Annotated in this window: 13 protein-coding genes; 5 read left to right on the top strand and 8 right to left on the bottom strand. The window is 73.1% G+C overall.

Going from position 1 to position 13,332, the window contains the following annotated elements; translation table 11 throughout:
* Positions 1 to 65: 65 nt before the first annotated feature.
* Entirely contained in the window at positions 66 to 878 is an 813-nt protein-coding gene (locus ACWGKT_RS09205) for an SAM-dependent methyltransferase (RefSeq protein ID WP_453273083.1), read from the top strand.
* 6 nt (positions 879 to 884) lie between these two features.
* Here the strand turns inward: ACWGKT_RS09205 and ACWGKT_RS09210 are convergent, their stop codons facing one another.
* From ACWGKT_RS09210 to pdxR, 4 genes are all read right to left on the bottom strand, one after another.
* A complete protein-coding gene (locus tag ACWGKT_RS09210; protein ID WP_453273084.1) occupies positions 885 to 1,586 on the bottom strand; it encodes a fused DSP-PTPase phosphatase/NAD kinase-like protein in 702 nt (233 codons plus the stop codon).
* A gap of 96 nt (positions 1,587 to 1,682) precedes the next feature.
* Entirely contained in the window at positions 1,683 to 2,597 is a 915-nt protein-coding gene (locus ACWGKT_RS09215; protein WP_453273085.1) for a hypothetical protein, read from the bottom strand.
* Positions 2,594 to 4,873 (bottom strand): PEP/pyruvate-binding domain-containing protein, encoded by a 2,280-nt coding sequence (locus ACWGKT_RS09220; RefSeq protein ID WP_453273086.1) that lies wholly within the window; start codon positions 4,871 to 4,873, stop codon positions 2,594 to 2,596. Before ACWGKT_RS09220 ends, ACWGKT_RS09215 begins: the two co-directional genes overlap by 4 nt.
* Before the next feature lie 266 nt (positions 4,874 to 5,139).
* Positions 5,140 to 6,576, bottom strand: a complete 1,437-nt coding sequence (pdxR, locus tag ACWGKT_RS09225; protein WP_453273087.1) for a MocR-like pyridoxine biosynthesis transcription factor PdxR — start codon at positions 6,574 to 6,576, stop codon at positions 5,140 to 5,142.
* Positions 6,577 to 6,623: 47 nt separating this feature from the next.
* Between pdxR and ACWGKT_RS09230 the strand changes: the two genes are divergently transcribed.
* Complete coding sequence (locus tag ACWGKT_RS09230) at positions 6,624 to 7,133, top strand: carboxymuconolactone decarboxylase family protein (protein ID WP_356140524.1); 510 nt, start codon at positions 6,624 to 6,626, stop codon at positions 7,131 to 7,133.
* A 28-nt stretch (positions 7,134 to 7,161) separates the two neighbouring features.
* Here the strand turns inward: ACWGKT_RS09230 and ACWGKT_RS09235 are convergent, their stop codons facing one another.
* The 3 genes from ACWGKT_RS09235 to ACWGKT_RS09245 form a co-directional block, all read right to left on the bottom strand.
* On the bottom strand, positions 7,162 to 8,649 hold the full coding sequence (locus ACWGKT_RS09235) for a glutamate synthase subunit beta (RefSeq protein ID WP_453273088.1): 1,488 nt from the start codon (positions 8,647 to 8,649) through the stop codon (positions 7,162 to 7,164).
* Positions 8,650 to 8,770: 121 nt separating this feature from the next.
* A complete protein-coding gene (locus tag ACWGKT_RS09240) occupies positions 8,771 to 9,250 on the bottom strand; it encodes an anthrone oxygenase family protein (protein ID WP_453273089.1) in 480 nt (159 codons plus the stop codon).
* 217 nt (positions 9,251 to 9,467) lie between these two features.
* On the bottom strand, positions 9,468 to 10,184 hold the full coding sequence (locus tag ACWGKT_RS09245) for a DUF2293 domain-containing protein (RefSeq protein ID WP_453273090.1): 717 nt from the start codon (positions 10,182 to 10,184) through the stop codon (positions 9,468 to 9,470).
* A gap of 140 nt (positions 10,185 to 10,324) precedes the next feature.
* Here ACWGKT_RS09245 and ACWGKT_RS09250 point away from each other — a divergent pair, with 140 nt between their 5' ends.
* The 3 genes from ACWGKT_RS09250 (at position 10,325) to ACWGKT_RS09260 (ending at position 11,993) form a co-directional block, all read left to right on the top strand.
* A complete protein-coding gene (locus tag ACWGKT_RS09250) occupies positions 10,325 to 10,966 on the top strand; it encodes a uridine kinase (RefSeq protein WP_453273091.1) in 642 nt (213 codons plus the stop codon).
* 81 nt (positions 10,967 to 11,047) lie between these two features.
* Positions 11,048 to 11,461 (top strand): PPOX class F420-dependent oxidoreductase, encoded by a 414-nt coding sequence (locus tag ACWGKT_RS09255; RefSeq protein ID WP_453273092.1) that lies wholly within the window; start codon positions 11,048 to 11,050, stop codon positions 11,459 to 11,461.
* Between the two features lie 97 nt (positions 11,462 to 11,558).
* Positions 11,559 to 11,993 carry a CBS domain-containing protein gene (locus ACWGKT_RS09260; protein ID WP_235459152.1) on the top strand — a complete coding sequence of 145 codons (435 nt, stop codon included), beginning with the start codon at positions 11,559 to 11,561 and terminating at the stop codon, positions 11,991 to 11,993.
* A gap of 25 nt (positions 11,994 to 12,018) precedes the next feature.
* Here ACWGKT_RS09260 and ACWGKT_RS09265 read toward each other — a convergent pair whose 3' ends face one another.
* Entirely contained in the window at positions 12,019 to 13,146 is a 1,128-nt protein-coding gene (locus tag ACWGKT_RS09265) for a magnesium and cobalt transport protein CorA (RefSeq protein ID WP_453273093.1), read from the bottom strand.
* Positions 13,147 to 13,332: the final 186 nt, after the last annotated feature.

Below are 13,332 nucleotides of genomic sequence, written 5' to 3' on the forward strand. Positions count from 1 at the left end.
TCTCAACCTCCCTATCTTGGTGCTGACTTGATCATCCAACGTGTCCGCAGCTTACGGAGTGCCTCATGACCGGGCAGGATCCCTCGGCCGCCATCCGGATCGACACCAGCAGGCCGCACCCCGCACGCATGTACGACTGGTATCTCGGCGGCAAGGACAACTACCCCGTCGACGAGGAAATGGGCCGGCAGATGCTCGCCCTCGACCCCCGGGTGCCGGTGATGGCCCGGGTCAACCGCGCCTTCATGCACCGCGCCACGCGCTGGCTGGCCGGGCAGGGCGTACGGCAGTTCCTGGACATCGGCACGGGCATACCGACCGAGCCGAACCTGCACCAGGTCGCCCAAGAAGTCGCGCCCGACGCTCGCATCGTGTACTGCGACAACGACCCGATCGTGCTGGCCCACGCGGCGGCCCTGCTGCGCGGCACGCCCCGGGGGGTGACCGAGTACCTGGAGGCCGACGTCCGCAACCCGGGCGCCATCCTCAAGGGCGCCAAGCAGGTCCTGGACCTCGACCGGCCGGTGGCCCTCTCGCTCGTGGCGCTGCTCCACTTCGTCCCGGACGAGGACGGCGCCCACGAGCTCGTCGGCCGGTTGCTGTCCGAACTGCCCTCCGGCAGCTACCTGATGATGACCCACGCCACCGCCGACTTCAGCCCGGAGGACTCGGCGGCGGCCACCGAGAAGCTCAGGGCGGCGGGCGTCACCCTGGCGCTGCGCTCCCGCGCCGAGTTCACCCGCTTCTTCGACGGACTCGACCTGATCGAGCCCGGCGTCGAGGTCGTGCACAAGTGGCACCCCGAACTGGGCGAGCCGGTCCCCGGCCAGGACGACGGGGTCATCCCCGGCTACGGGGCGGTGGGCCGCAAGCCCTAGCGGGTGTCACAACCGCGACCAGATGCGCCGGGGCGCGTCCACCAGGCGGCTCAGGGCGACCACCGGGAAGGGCGGCTGCTGAGCCCGCTCGCGGTCCAGCGTCAGGCCGTAGTAGATCTGCTCGAACGAGGGCGGTCCGACGGCGAGATTGCGCCGCACCGCCGCCACCGGCGACGCCCGCCCGGTCCGTACGAGATACGCGGCCGCCATCGTGCCCGTACGCCCGACACCCGCGCCGCAGTGCACGAACACCGGCCCCGGAGCCGCCGCGACGAGGTTCAGGAACCGCCGCACCTGCTCCGGCCGGGGCGTCTGCCCGTCCCGGATGGGCAGACGTACGACGTCGAGTCCGACCCTGCGCGGCTCGTCGAGCTGGGCCGCGGTCAGATAGTCCTCGGCACGCAGGTCCACGACCGTGGTGAAGCCGAGCGAGGCGAGGGAGCGGTAGCCCTCGGGGGAGGGAGCGCCGCCCCGCCACAACCGGCCTTCGGAGTCGACCGGTTGGAAGTGGTGGACGCCGCGCACGGCGCGCGTCCCGGCGGGGGGTGGGGTCTCCTCCCGCGCCCAGTACGACAGGGCCAGAATGCCGAGCGCGCCGCTCGCCCACAGGACGAGGTAACCGAGGGCGAGGGCGCCGAGGGCGCGCAGGGCGCGACGCGGTAATCGGGCTCCGCCGGTGGTGGGACGGGGCGCGACGAGGACAGCCATGGACGACCCAACGGGTGGGGGACGGGGACGTGTTCGCATCGTAACCCCGGTCACCGACGGATGAGCCGTCCTGACGTCAGCGACGTCAGCCTCCGGTCAGTCGTCGTCCGCGTCCGCGTCCCCGACGCCCACCACCGTCAGGTGCGCCCGGTCCAGCACCGTGTCCTCCAGGCAGCCGCGCAGCCGCATCCGGTCGTGGTCGGTGAGCGCCGGCCGCACCACCCCGGCGAACAGGCCTTCGCCGAGACTGCCGAGGGACGCGTGGTTCAACGGCACGGAGGTCGCGTCCCGGCACCGCTCCCACACCTGCTGCGCGGCCAGCGACCGCCGCTCGGCCGTCATCCCCGAACCGCGCATGTCGACGCGCAGGAGCAGCGAGGTCGCCTCGTTCTCGTTCGCCCGCTCCTCACGGGTCTGGGTGAGCTCGGCGAGCCCGACGACGAGCGCGCCGAGCAGCGCGGCCCCGACGAGGGTGGCGACGGCCAGGCGTACGGTACGGCCGCGGGTGCGGGTGGCCCCGGGCGGTGACAGTTCCTCCAGGTCACGGTCCTCGTCCGGGCCGGGCGCGGCGAGCACCGCGAGCCGCCCGGCCAGCCGCCGCTCGGCCACCGGCCGGGCCGTCTTCGACGCGATCCGCTGCACCAGCCAGGCCAGCCCCGACAGCAGCACGCCGGTGACCATGAGGACCGGAACGAAGACGTACGTACGCTCGGCCGGGTCCTCCAGCCAGCGGAACCTGCTCCCGGTGTCCGGCGTGTTCCGGAGCCGGGCCAGCACGTCCTCCTGGCGTGCCGCCGACTCCCGCTGCCGCCGGTCGGCGTCCCGCAGCCGCTCCTCGATCCGGGTCAGTCGGCCCAGGAGCACGATGCCGAGCAGCATCACCTCGACCACCAGCAGCAGTACCCCGCACAGGATCGCCCGCTGCCACTGCCACCGGTACAGGTAGACGACGACATACACCCCGGCGCCGGCGGCCGCCGCGCCCCCGAAGAGGTACGCGATCCGCCTCATCGCCCGTCCTCCGGCCGTACGTCACCGGTCGTGCCGTCGACGGCGATCCGGGAGCCCGGTGGGAACCGGCGCACGGCATCGGTGGCGCCGACGACCGTCGGCAGCCCGAACTCGCGGGCCAGGACGGCGAGGTGGGAGAGCGGGCTGCCGGTCTGCGCGACCAGGCCGGTCAGTCCGGGCAGCAGCGGAGCGAGGCCGGGGTCGAGGGTGCGCACCACGAGCACCGCGTGCGGCGGCCGCGGCCCCTGCCCGTCCCACACCGTGCCGACGCCGCGCCCACCGGACACGCCCCGCGCGCCGTCCGCGCCGTCAGCGGTGGTGCGCTCGGCGACGACGACCGAGCCGTCGGCGAGCCGGAACGCGTCGGGCAACGCGGGTGTCGGGTCCGCCGGCATCCGCTCCGGGACATCCGCGGGCAGCGGCCCGCCCTCCACCGCCGTGACGAACTCCGCCCAGCGCAACAGCCCCGCCCGGCCCATGTCGATCCCGAGCCGCCGGGCGCCCTCGCCCACGAGCCGCACCTGAAGCTCCTGCACCCACCGAATACGCAGCCGCAGGGCTTCCCGCGTCGGCAGGGCGCGCCCTGGGCTTGTGTTGGGCGTGGTGGTGTGTTGCTCCGGGCTTCTGGTGGGCGTGGTGGGCGTGTGTTGCCCTGTGCTCGTGTTCGGCGCGGTGGCCTGGTGCGCGCCGGCGCCGCTCGATAACTCCGCGGTGATGCGAGCGGGCGTGTGTGCCTCGGCCCCGGCCGGTAACTCCGCGGCCCCGCGTACCCCAGTACCGGCCGATAACTCCGTGGCGGTGGCTGCCTCCGGCAGCCCCGGTAACTCCGCCGCCCCGTCCGCCTCCGTGCCCGGAGCCGACGCCGTCGCCTCCCACGGCAGCTCGCCCCGTCCCCGAAGGCTCGGTGCCACCAGCGCCAGCACCACCGGACTGTCGGCCACCACCCGCTCCTTCGGCACCCCCTGTGCGCGGGCCCGCGTCAGCGCGGCGAGGGCCGTTCCGGCCGCCGTGCTGCTCAGGTCCGGCTCGCGGAGCAGGGCGCCCGCCAGGGCCTCCTGCGCGTGCAGGGAGACCAGGACCGCACGCGTCCAGCGCAGGGTCGTGGCCAGGGCGTGGGACGGCAGGACGGCGGGCGGCGGGGTGGCCGTGAGCCGGTGGTCGACATCGGCCACCAGGTCCGTCGCCAGGCCGGGCAGCGCCGCCGTGAGCCGGCCGACCCGCCAGGCCGCGGCGAGCCGGCGACCACCCGGCGCCGGGTTGAGCAGCGCGAGCCACCGGTGCGCGGGCGGCGCGGCACCGAGCAGGCGCAGGTCGGCGGCGGCCCGCCCGCCGACCACGGTGACCACCGGTACCCGGCGCAGGAGCCGGCGCGGCGCGCTGCCCCCGATGTCGAGCGCGGCGGCGAGCCCGCGGGCCATCGGCGCGACCCACAGGTCCTCCTCCAGCGGCTCCAACTGGTCCGGCAGCGTCTCCGCCACCGGGCCGGGCCCGAGCAGCCGCGCGCCACGCGGCGGCCGGGCCGCCATCGCCGTGATGGGACGGCTCTGGAACAGCCACAGCCGTCCCTCTCCGTCGAACCCGAACTCGATGTCCTGCGGCCCGCCGAAGACCTGCCGGGCGCGCCGCGCGAGCCGGGCCAGCCGGACCAGTTCGGCGTGGGTGAGGACCCCGCCCGCCCGGGACGGCTCGGACGGCTCGGTGCGCAGCACCCGGCCGCGTCTGCTCAACCAGTAGGTCGTGCCCGCCTGTTCGCCGCCGACCAGGCGGTCCGGTCCGCCGTGCACCGCGCTCACCAGCAGCCGGTCGGCCCGCCCCTCGACGGGATCCGCCCCGAACAGCACGCCGCCGACCCGGGCCGTCAGCATCGGCTGCACCAGCACGGCCATGGGCGCCCTGGACCCGTCGGGCCACTGCGCCGAGTCGAGGACGGTGCGCACCGCCGTACGGAAGTCCTGCCAGCCGCAGACGTCGAGCACGGACGCGAACTGGCCCGCCAGAGAGGACTCCTGGGTGTCCTCCTGCGGGGAGGAGGACCGTACGACCAGGGAACGGGTGCCGTCGTCGGAGAGTTCCCGCCACGCCTGCCGCAGGTCCGCCGGGTCGCCGCCCGCCCCGTACGGGATCACGAACCCGGGCAGGACGGGCAGTCCGGCGCGGGCCGCGCGGGCGAGGTTCGAGGCCTTGGACCCCGCGGACAGGGGGAGTTCCGCGGTGGGCTCGTCCAGCGGGACGGCGGCCGGGCGGCGCGCCGCGTGACGTTCGTCGAGTGTCGTCATCGAACACCCTCCGGGACCGGCCGCCAACAGGGGGGACGCGCGGAGGTGGCCCCGCGCCTGACGGCGGAACGAAGGATCGGGCGGGCCGGCACCCGGCCGGGCTCGGCCGGCGCGACGGCGCGCACCTCTTGCCGCGAGGATCCCACCCGCGTTCAGATCCATGCCGACGGAGAGTCATATTCCCGAGTTGTTCCGTACACGATGTCCAGCGCCGCTCCGCCGGATCACCGTTCCCGCCCCAGGAAGCGCCGAGCGGGCGGAGTGGGCTACCCCGGCGGCAGCGCGGCGCACAGCGCCTCCAGCGCCGCTCCGTACGCGTACTCGGAGGGCGTCGCGTACCCGACCACGAGCCCGTCGTACGCCGCCGTGTCCGCCGCCATGTCCGTCGCCTGCGGATGGCGGAAGCCGGCGAGTCCGTCCAGGGCGACGCCCTGCCAGGCGGCCGCCTTGACGGCGGACCGCTCGGTGCCGGGCGGGAGCCTGAGCACCGCGTGCAGGCCCGCCGCGATCCCGGTGACCTCGACGTGCGGCGCGTGCGCGGCGAGCGCCTCGACGAGCCGGTCACGGCGGCGCCGGTAGCGCTGCCGCATGCGCCGCACATGACGGTCGTACGACCCGGAGACGACGAAGTCGGCGAGCGCCAGCTGATCCAGGACGCTCGCCCACGCCTCACGCTCGCCCTTGACCGCGAGGACGCCGTCGACGTACCGCTCCGGAAGGACCATCCACCCCAGCCGCAGCGCCGGCGACAGGCTCTTGCTGACCGAGCCGATGTGGATCACCCGCTCGGGATCGAGGCCCTGGACCGCCCCGACCGGCTTGCGGTCGTACCGGAACTCCCCGTCGTAGTCGTCCTCCAGGATCACGCCGCCCCGCGCGCGTGCCCAGTCGATCACCGCGCTCCGGCGCTCCGCGTGCAGCGGCCCACCGGTCGGGAACTGGTGCGCCGGCGTCAGCAGCACGGCTCGCTCGCGCCCCAACCGCTCGACCCGCGCACCGTGTTCGTCCAGCGGGAGCGGCACGGTCCGCACCCCGGCCGCCGCGAGCAGCCCCCGGTGGAACCCCAGCCCGTACGCCTCCACGCCCAGCGGACCGCGCAGCACACCGCCGCCGCCCTGGCCGAACAGCAGCCGCAGCGCGTGCGCGAAGCCGGAGCAGATCACGATCCGGTCCGGCTCGGTGCGCACGCCACGCGCGCGTGCCAGGTACTCCGTGAGCGCTTCCCGCAGTTCCCGGCGCCCGGCGGGATCGCCCGGCCCGAACGCCTCGTTGGGCGCCGCCTGGAGCGCCCGCCGGTACGAGGCCGCCCAGGCCGCCCGGGGGAACGCCGAGGCGTCCGGAGTGCCCTGCCTGAGGTCGTGCCGTGGCCCACGCGCGCGTGGAGGTGCCTTTACGGGCACGCGAGCGGCGTGTCGCAGCGGCTCGGCGCGCTCCGCGACCCGGGTGCCGGACCCCTGACGGGCGGTCAGCCAGCCCTCCGCGACGAGTTCCGCGTACGCGTCGGCGACGGTGTTGCGCGCCACGCCGAGGTCGGCCGCGAGCGACCGGTACGGCGGCAACCGGGTGCCCGGAGCGAGTCGGCCGCCGCGCACGGCCTCCCGCAGCGCTCGGATCAGCGCGGCGCGCCGCCCGCCCGGCCCGGACAGCTCCAGATGCAGGTCGGCGCCGATCCGCTCCGCCGAATTGACCCACGATTCCGTCATGGAAATGCACCCTACAGAGGGTCTTTCAGGCCCGTAGATTCAAGGTCATGACGACGAACACGACCACCGCCAACGCCTCCTCCGTCGCCGCCGTCGAGGCCGCGCCCACCCGTCTCGACTTCGCGAAGTCCGCCCCGAAGGTCTTCCGCGCCCTCATCGGCTTCGACGCCGCCGCCCGCGAGGGCCTCGACCCCGCCCTCGTCGAACTCGTCCAGATCCGCAGCTCGCACCTCAACCACTGCGCCTACTGCCTGCACATGCACACCAACGACGCCCGCAAGGCAGGCGAGAGCGAGGACCGCCTGCACATGGTCGCCGTGTGGCGCGAGGCCCGGCACTTCTTCACCCCGAGGGAACAGGCGGCCCTCGCCCTGACGGAGGCCGTCACCCTGGTCGCCGACGGCGGCGTCCCCGACGACGTCTACGCCGAGGCCGCGGCCCACTTCGACGAGGCGGAACTGGCCCACCTGCTGGCCCTGATCTTCGCGATCAACACATGGAACCGGGTGGCCCTGTCGACGGGAAAGGTGGCGGGCACGGACGAACGCCGGCGCTGACCCCCGGCCGGGGCGGCCGCCGGCTCCCTCACACGGTCATGGGGCGGTCGTACGGCGATATCGGCGCCGGCAGTCGTGAGCTTCCGGTCAGATAGTGGTCGACGGCCGCCGCCACCGCCCGCCCCTCGGCGATCGCCCACACGATCAGCGACTGCCCGCGCGCCGCGTCGCCCGCCGCGAACACCCCGGGGACATTGGTCGCGAAGCCGCGGTCCCGGGAGATCGTGCCGCGCGGCTCCAGCGCCACCCCCAACTGGTCGATCAGCCCGTCCTCCCGGTCGGGCCCGGAGAAGCCGAGGGCGAGCAGGACGAGGTCGACGGGGAGCGTGCGTCCGGTGTCCGGCAGCGGCCGCCGCGCCGCGTCCACCTCGACCAGGTGCAGCGAGCGCACGTGCCCGCTCCCGTCCCCGGTGAACCGCAGCGTGGACGCCGCGAACAGGCGCGCGTCGGCGTCCGCCGCCGGTGCGGTCCGCAGCTCGCGCGCCTCCTCATGCGCGGCCGACAGCCGGTAGATCTTCGGGTACGTCGGCCAGGGCTCGATGTCCTCGTCCCGCTCGGCACCCGGCTGGGCGTAGATGTCCAGCTGGGACACGGACGCCGCGCCGTCCCGCACCGCGGTCCCCAGACAGTCCGCCCCGGTGTCACCGCCGCCCACGATGACGACGTGCTTGCCGGCGGCGGACATCGGCGAGACCTCCAGATCTCCCTCGCACACCCGGTTGGCGAGCGGCAGATACTCCATCGCCTGGTGTATGCCGGCCAACTCCCGCCCGGGCACGTCCAGTTCCCGCCAGGCCGTGGCTCCCGTGGCGAGCACGACGGCGTCGTACCGCGACCGCAGGTCGGCCGCCCCGACATCCCGCCCGACCAGCGTCGACGTACGGAACTTGGTCCCCTCGGCGCGCATCTGCTCCAGCCGCCGCTCCAGATGGTGCTTCTCCATCTTGAACTCGGGAATGCCGTACCGCATGAGGCCGCCGAGCCGGTCGTCCTTCTCGTACACGGCGACGGTGTGCCCGGCCCGGGTCAGCTGCTGGGCCGCGGCCAGCCCCGTGGGTCCCGACCCGATCACCGCGACCGTCCGCCCGGACAGCCGGTCCGGCGGCCTGGGCGGCACGAAACCCTCCTCCCAGGCCCGGTCGCCGATCGCGCACTCGACGTTCTTGATCGTGACGGCCGGCTGGTTGATCGCGAGCACACACCCCGCCTCGCACGGCGCCGGACACAACCGTCCCGTGAACTCCGGGAAGTTGTTCGTGGCGTGCAGCCGGTCGCTCGCCGCCCGCCAGTCCTCGCGCGAGACCAGGTCGTTCCACTCGGGGATCAGATTGCCCAGCGGACAGGCGTCGTGGCAGAACGGGACGCCGCAGTCCATGCAGCGGTCGGCCTGTTTGCTGATGATGGGCAGCAGCGCCCCCGGAACGTACACCTCGTCCCAGTCCCGGACCCGTTCCTCGACCGGCCTGCGCGGCCACTCCTGGCGGGGCGTGGTCATGAAACCCTTGGGATCGGCCATGGTCGTGTTCCTTGCGTACGCGTACGACGGGCCGTGCGCCATCGGGCGGCACTCTTTCGGCCACGATACGTCTCATGCGCCGCGTGCGCAGGGTGGTGGAGAGCGCTTTCTCCCTGGTCCTTCAGGTGAGCGCGAGCGCGTACACCACGGTGGCGGCGGCCGAGGCGACCGTGCGGACGTGGTTCCACCCGGTCCACTCGCGCACGTACGTCGGCCAGTACGCGGCGGCCTCCGGAGTGCCGGGGTCCATCCGCAGCAGCTTGTCGTTGCGGGGCACGTTCGCCACGACGGTCAGCCCGAACGAGCCGAACAGATACAGCGCGCTGCCCAGCAGCAGCTCCGCCTTGCCCTCTTCCGGCCACAGCACGAACGTCACCACGGCGATCATCGCGCACAGCACCGCCGACCCGGCGAACAGCAGCATGAAGGCTGGTTTCACGGCGGCCCGGTTGATCGCGTTCATCGCGGCGACGCCCTGCGCGGGCGGCAGCGAGGCGAGCCCCCTCATCACGAACGTCGAGAACGCGCAGAAGACCCCGGCCGCCAGCCCGGTCCCCACCACCCCCAGCACGACCAGCACGAAATACGGCCCATCGATCATGACCACGCCCACTCCCACGTCCCGCCGAGCCCCGCCCGGCACCCTTCGTCACCTCTAGTGAATTCCCTTCCGAGAACGGTGACCATGGCCGAGGAACGCCGAAACATACGTGAGCGTCCAGCGGGGAGGAGCGGGGCGGCGCAGGGCGGGGGCGGTTCGGGCGTGCCGGCGCCCGGGGGAGCCACCTCTGGCGGCGCGTCCCACGTCGGCCTCGACGTCACCCCGCGTCCGTTCCCACCTCCGTTCCCACCTCCGCCCACCCCATGAGCACCCTTTCCACGGCCGCCGAGATCCGTCGCCGTGCCTCGTACCGGTGCACCCCGCTCATCAGCAGCTGGTCGTACGGCGTGTCCACATGCCGTACGGCCGCCACGACCGCCGAGATCACCGCCCCCTCGGACAACGCCCGTCCGGCCGCGCTCCGCCCGACCCGCCCACTGCCGCGCAGCGACGCGTGCGCGGCGATCGCCCGCGCCCGGTCGTTCGGGCATCCGGGAAACAGCCGCTGGATCTCCGCCGCGAACGCCTGCGCGAACCGCACGTCCTCGGCCGCCCGGCGCCGTGCGTCCCGCGCCCGGCGGCGACGCCGGGCCTCCGCGTCGGCCAGGCACCGCTGCTCGGCCCGGGCGAGGGCCGCCTCCTCCACGAGCAGACCCTGCCGCTCGTACCTGCTCTTGCGCCGGTTGAACCGCACCACCACCGCCCACAGGCCGCTCTCCTCCCGCGACCGACGGGTCAGCGCCGTGTCGCCGCGCGGCAGGAACACCAGGTGCCCGAGATCGGCACAGTCCATGCAGCGCGGTGCCCCGTCTTCGAGCACGAGCAGGGACAACGGCCCGCGACGGCAGGCGGCACACTGCTTCCGCCGAAGCGGCTGGACGACAAGGAGTCCACCAAGCCCGGCCGGGGCCGGGGGAGTTGCGAGGCGAGCCATACGCGGTTACTTCCCCGTCCGGGCACCGAGACCCGTACCTCCCGAGATCCCCTCCACGACATCGCCCCACCCGTAGCGACGCAGCGGAGCCCGCCCGGCCGGTCCCCACCCCCCCGGTGAATCCGCGGCGACCCGGCATCATGGCCCGTGTGCGACTCGAAGCGATCACCTGGGAGAGGCTCGGCGAGCAGCTGGCCGAGCGGCTGCTGGAGCTGAAGCCCGCCGACGGCGGTCGCTGGTCGAGGGTCGCCTTCGACGGCGCGCCCGCCGCCCGGCCGGGCGGCCTCGCGGAGCGTGTCGCGGAGGAGTTGCGGGTTCGTGGTCGTCCGTCGCTCGTCGTGGGCGCCGAGGGGTTCCTGCGTCCGGCCTCGGTCCGGCTGGAGCATGGCCACCGGGACGTGGAGTCGTACTACAGCGGCTGGTTCGACACCGCCGCCCTGTGGCGCGAGGTCTTCGGCCCGCTGGAGCCCGGCGCGGACGGCCGCGTCCTGCCCGACCTCTGGGACCCCGTCACCGACCGTGCCACCCGCAGCGCGTATGTCCAACTGCCTCCTGGCGGACTGCTGTTGATGCACGGTCCCCTCCTCCTGCGGCACTGGTTCCCGTTCGATCTGACCGTTCACCTCCTCCTGTCGCCGGGCGCTCTGCGCCGCCGTACGCCCGAGGCCGACCACTGGACGCTGCCCGCCTTCGAGCGCTACGCGGACGAGACCGACCCCGCCGCGACGGCGGACGTCCTCGTCCGTACCGACGACCCGCGCCACCCCGCGTGGAACGGCTGATCCGGCTCGGGACCCCGGCCGGGCTCCGGAAAGATCGAAAGAGCCCTTTTATATGCGCGTGCATTTAATTACGCTGGTGTCATGACGACCTTCTCAAGCGGTCCCGTGTCCTTCGACGACTCCCTTCGTGCGCTGCTCGACGGCAAGAACTTCGCCGGCGTCGCCACCCTCGGCCCCGACGGCGCCCCGCAGAACTCGGTGGTCTGGATCAAGCGCGAAGGCGACACCGTGCTCTTCTCCTCCGTCGACGGACGCCAGAAGGTGCGCAACCTCCGCCGCGACCCCCGCATCAGCCTGTCGGTCTTCGACCTGGCCAACCCCTACACCTCGGCCGAGATCCGCGGCACCGCCGAGATCCTCCCCGACGAGGGCAAGCGGCTCCCGTACGAGCTCTCGCACAAGTACCTCGGCATCGACCCGCCCGCGGAGAAGGGCGACGAGGTCCGCGTGATCGTCAGGATCGTCCCGCGCAGGATCGTGGCCTTCTCCGCCTGAGGTGCGCCGACCGGGTCGCGCGCGGAAGAATGTGAGGCGTCGGGACCTGCGGTGCGTCCCGCGCCGCGCCGACTCGTGCGGCACCGGGAGGTACACCATGACCACGGCCGGAGACATCATGCACCGCGGCGCTCAGTGGATCCCCGCCCATGAGACCCTGGACCGCGCCGCTCAGCTGATGCGCGAACTGGGCGTCGGAGCCCTGCCCATCAGCGACGAGAACGAGCGGCTCTGCGGCATCCTCACCGACCGGGACATCGTGGTCGGCTGCGTGGCCATGGGCCGCGACCCGTCCAAGATCACCGCCGGGGAGATGGCCCAGGGCACACCCCGTTGGGTCGAGGCGAGCGCCGACGTGGGCAAGGTGCTCAAGGAGATGCGCGAGCACCAGATACGCCGGCTGCCCGTCATCGAGAACAAGCGCCTGGTCGGCATGATCAGCGAGGCGGATCTCGCCCGCAGCCTCAGCGAGGGCGAGATAGCGGCCTTCGCCGAGAGCGTCTACGCCAGGACCACCCCGGCCCGGCACTGACAACCGCCCGCGTACCCGGGCCCGGTCACAGCCAGCCGTTGCGCCGGAACCCCCGGTACAGCGCCAGACAGGCCACGGAGATCACGGTGATGACCAAGGGATAGCCGAACCGCCAGTGCAGCTCCGGCATGTGATCGAAGTTCATGCCGTAGACCCCGCACACCATGGTCGGTACGGCGATCACCGCGGCCCATGCCGTGATCTTCCGCATGTCCTCGTTCTGGGCGACCGTCACCTGTGCCAGGTGCGCCTGCAGGATGGAGTTGAGCAGTTCGTCGAAGGCGGCGATCTGCTCCTTGGCCCGCATCAGGTGGTCGAGGACGTCCCTGAAGTAGGCCTGTATCTCCGGGTCGACCACCCGTATCGGCCGCGTGGCGAGATCCTCGACCGGGCGGGCCAGCGGCACCACCGCCCGCTTCAGCTCCAGGAGTTCACGCTTGAGCTGGTAGATCCGTCCGGGGTCGGCCCGCGCGCCGTTCTCCGCGAACACGTCCGTCTCGACCTGGTCGATGTCGGCCTGCACCGCGTCCGTGACGTTCAGATAGTCGTCGACCACGTGGTCCGCGATGGCGTGCAGCACCGCCGCCGGTCCCTTGGCGAGCTGCTGCGGATCCGCCTCCACCTCCTCGCGCAGCGGGCCCAGCGAGCCGTGCCGCCCGTGCCGGACCGTGATGACGAAGTCGCGGCCGACGAACATCATGATCTCGCCGGTGTCCACCACCTCACTGGTCGCCGTCAGTTGTTCGTGCTCGACGTAGCAGACTGTCTTGAACACGGCGAACAGCGTGTCGCCGTACCGCTCCAGCTTGGGACGCTGATGGGCCTCGACCGCGTCCTCGACCGCCAGCGGGTGCAGGTCGAACAGCTCGGCGATGCCCGCGAACTCACGGTCCGTCGGCTCGTGCAGCCCCAGCCAGACGAACCCGTGTCCGCTCTTGCGTACCCGTTCCACCATGTCCACCAGGTCGCCGCCGCCGGGCATCCGGACGCCGTCCCGGTACGTCACGCAGTTGACGACCGAGGAGCCGAGCGGTGACCGGGCGGGATGGCTCAGGTCGACCCGCGGCCGCCGCCGGGTCAGTTGCGCCACCTTGCGCAGGCTGCCGACCCTGCTCAGGTCCCTGACCTTGCGCAGATTTCCCGCCATGGACATTCGACTCTCCTTGCGTGGCTCTCCTCGCGCCGTCCTGCCGCGCCTTGGCGGGAAAGTCTGCCAGTTCGACGTGAGGCGCGGGTAAGCCTGTGGGAACAGCTCATTCCGCTTTGTTCCCGGCTGTGGACAGTGCATTCCTGCCGTGGCCGACCGGTCGTGGTCCGGCTCGCCGTCGGTGCCGGAGCG

The sequence above is a fragment of the Streptomyces sp. NPDC054794 genome, from assembly GCF_053611585.1.

What these genes read in the sequence shown, in the direction of transcription:
- ACWGKT_RS09260 (WP_235459152.1), top strand. Translation starts at nt 11,559, where the DNA reads ATGACCACGGCCGGAGACATCATGCACCGCGGCGCTCAGTGGATCCCC.
- ACWGKT_RS09230 (WP_356140524.1), top strand. Translation starts at nt 6,624, where the DNA reads ATGACGACGAACACGACCACCGCCAACGCCTCCTCCGTCGCCGCCGTC.
- ACWGKT_RS09240 (WP_453273089.1), bottom strand. Translation starts at nt 9,250, where the DNA reads ATGATCGATGGGCCGTATTTCGTGCTGGTCGTGCTGGGGGTGGTGGGG.
- ACWGKT_RS09220 (WP_453273086.1), bottom strand. Translation starts at nt 4,873, where the DNA reads ATGACGACACTCGACGAACGTCACGCGGCGCGCCGCCCGGCCGCCGTC.
- ACWGKT_RS09255 (WP_453273092.1), top strand. Translation starts at nt 11,048, where the DNA reads ATGACGACCTTCTCAAGCGGTCCCGTGTCCTTCGACGACTCCCTTCGT.
- ACWGKT_RS09215 (WP_453273085.1), bottom strand. Translation starts at nt 2,597, where the DNA reads ATGAGGCGGATCGCGTACCTCTTCGGGGGCGCGGCGGCCGCCGGCGCC.
- pdxR (WP_453273087.1), bottom strand. Translation starts at nt 6,576, where the DNA reads ATGACGGAATCGTGGGTCAATTCGGCGGAGCGGATCGGCGCCGACCTG.
- ACWGKT_RS09265 (WP_453273093.1), bottom strand. Translation starts at nt 13,146, where the DNA reads ATGTCCATGGCGGGAAATCTGCGCAAGGTCAGGGACCTGAGCAGGGTC.
- ACWGKT_RS09210 (WP_453273084.1), bottom strand. Translation starts at nt 1,586, where the DNA reads ATGGCTGTCCTCGTCGCGCCCCGTCCCACCACCGGCGGAGCCCGATTA.
- ACWGKT_RS09235 (WP_453273088.1), bottom strand. Translation starts at nt 8,649, where the DNA reads ATGGCCGATCCCAAGGGTTTCATGACCACGCCCCGCCAGGAGTGGCCG.
- ACWGKT_RS09245 (WP_453273090.1), bottom strand. Translation starts at nt 10,184, where the DNA reads ATGGCTCGCCTCGCAACTCCCCCGGCCCCGGCCGGGCTTGGTGGACTC.
- ACWGKT_RS09250 (WP_453273091.1), top strand. Translation starts at nt 10,325, where the DNA reads ATGGCCCGTGTGCGACTCGAAGCGATCACCTGGGAGAGGCTCGGCGAG.
- ACWGKT_RS09205 (WP_453273083.1), top strand. Translation starts at nt 66, where the DNA reads ATGACCGGGCAGGATCCCTCGGCCGCCATCCGGATCGACACCAGCAGG.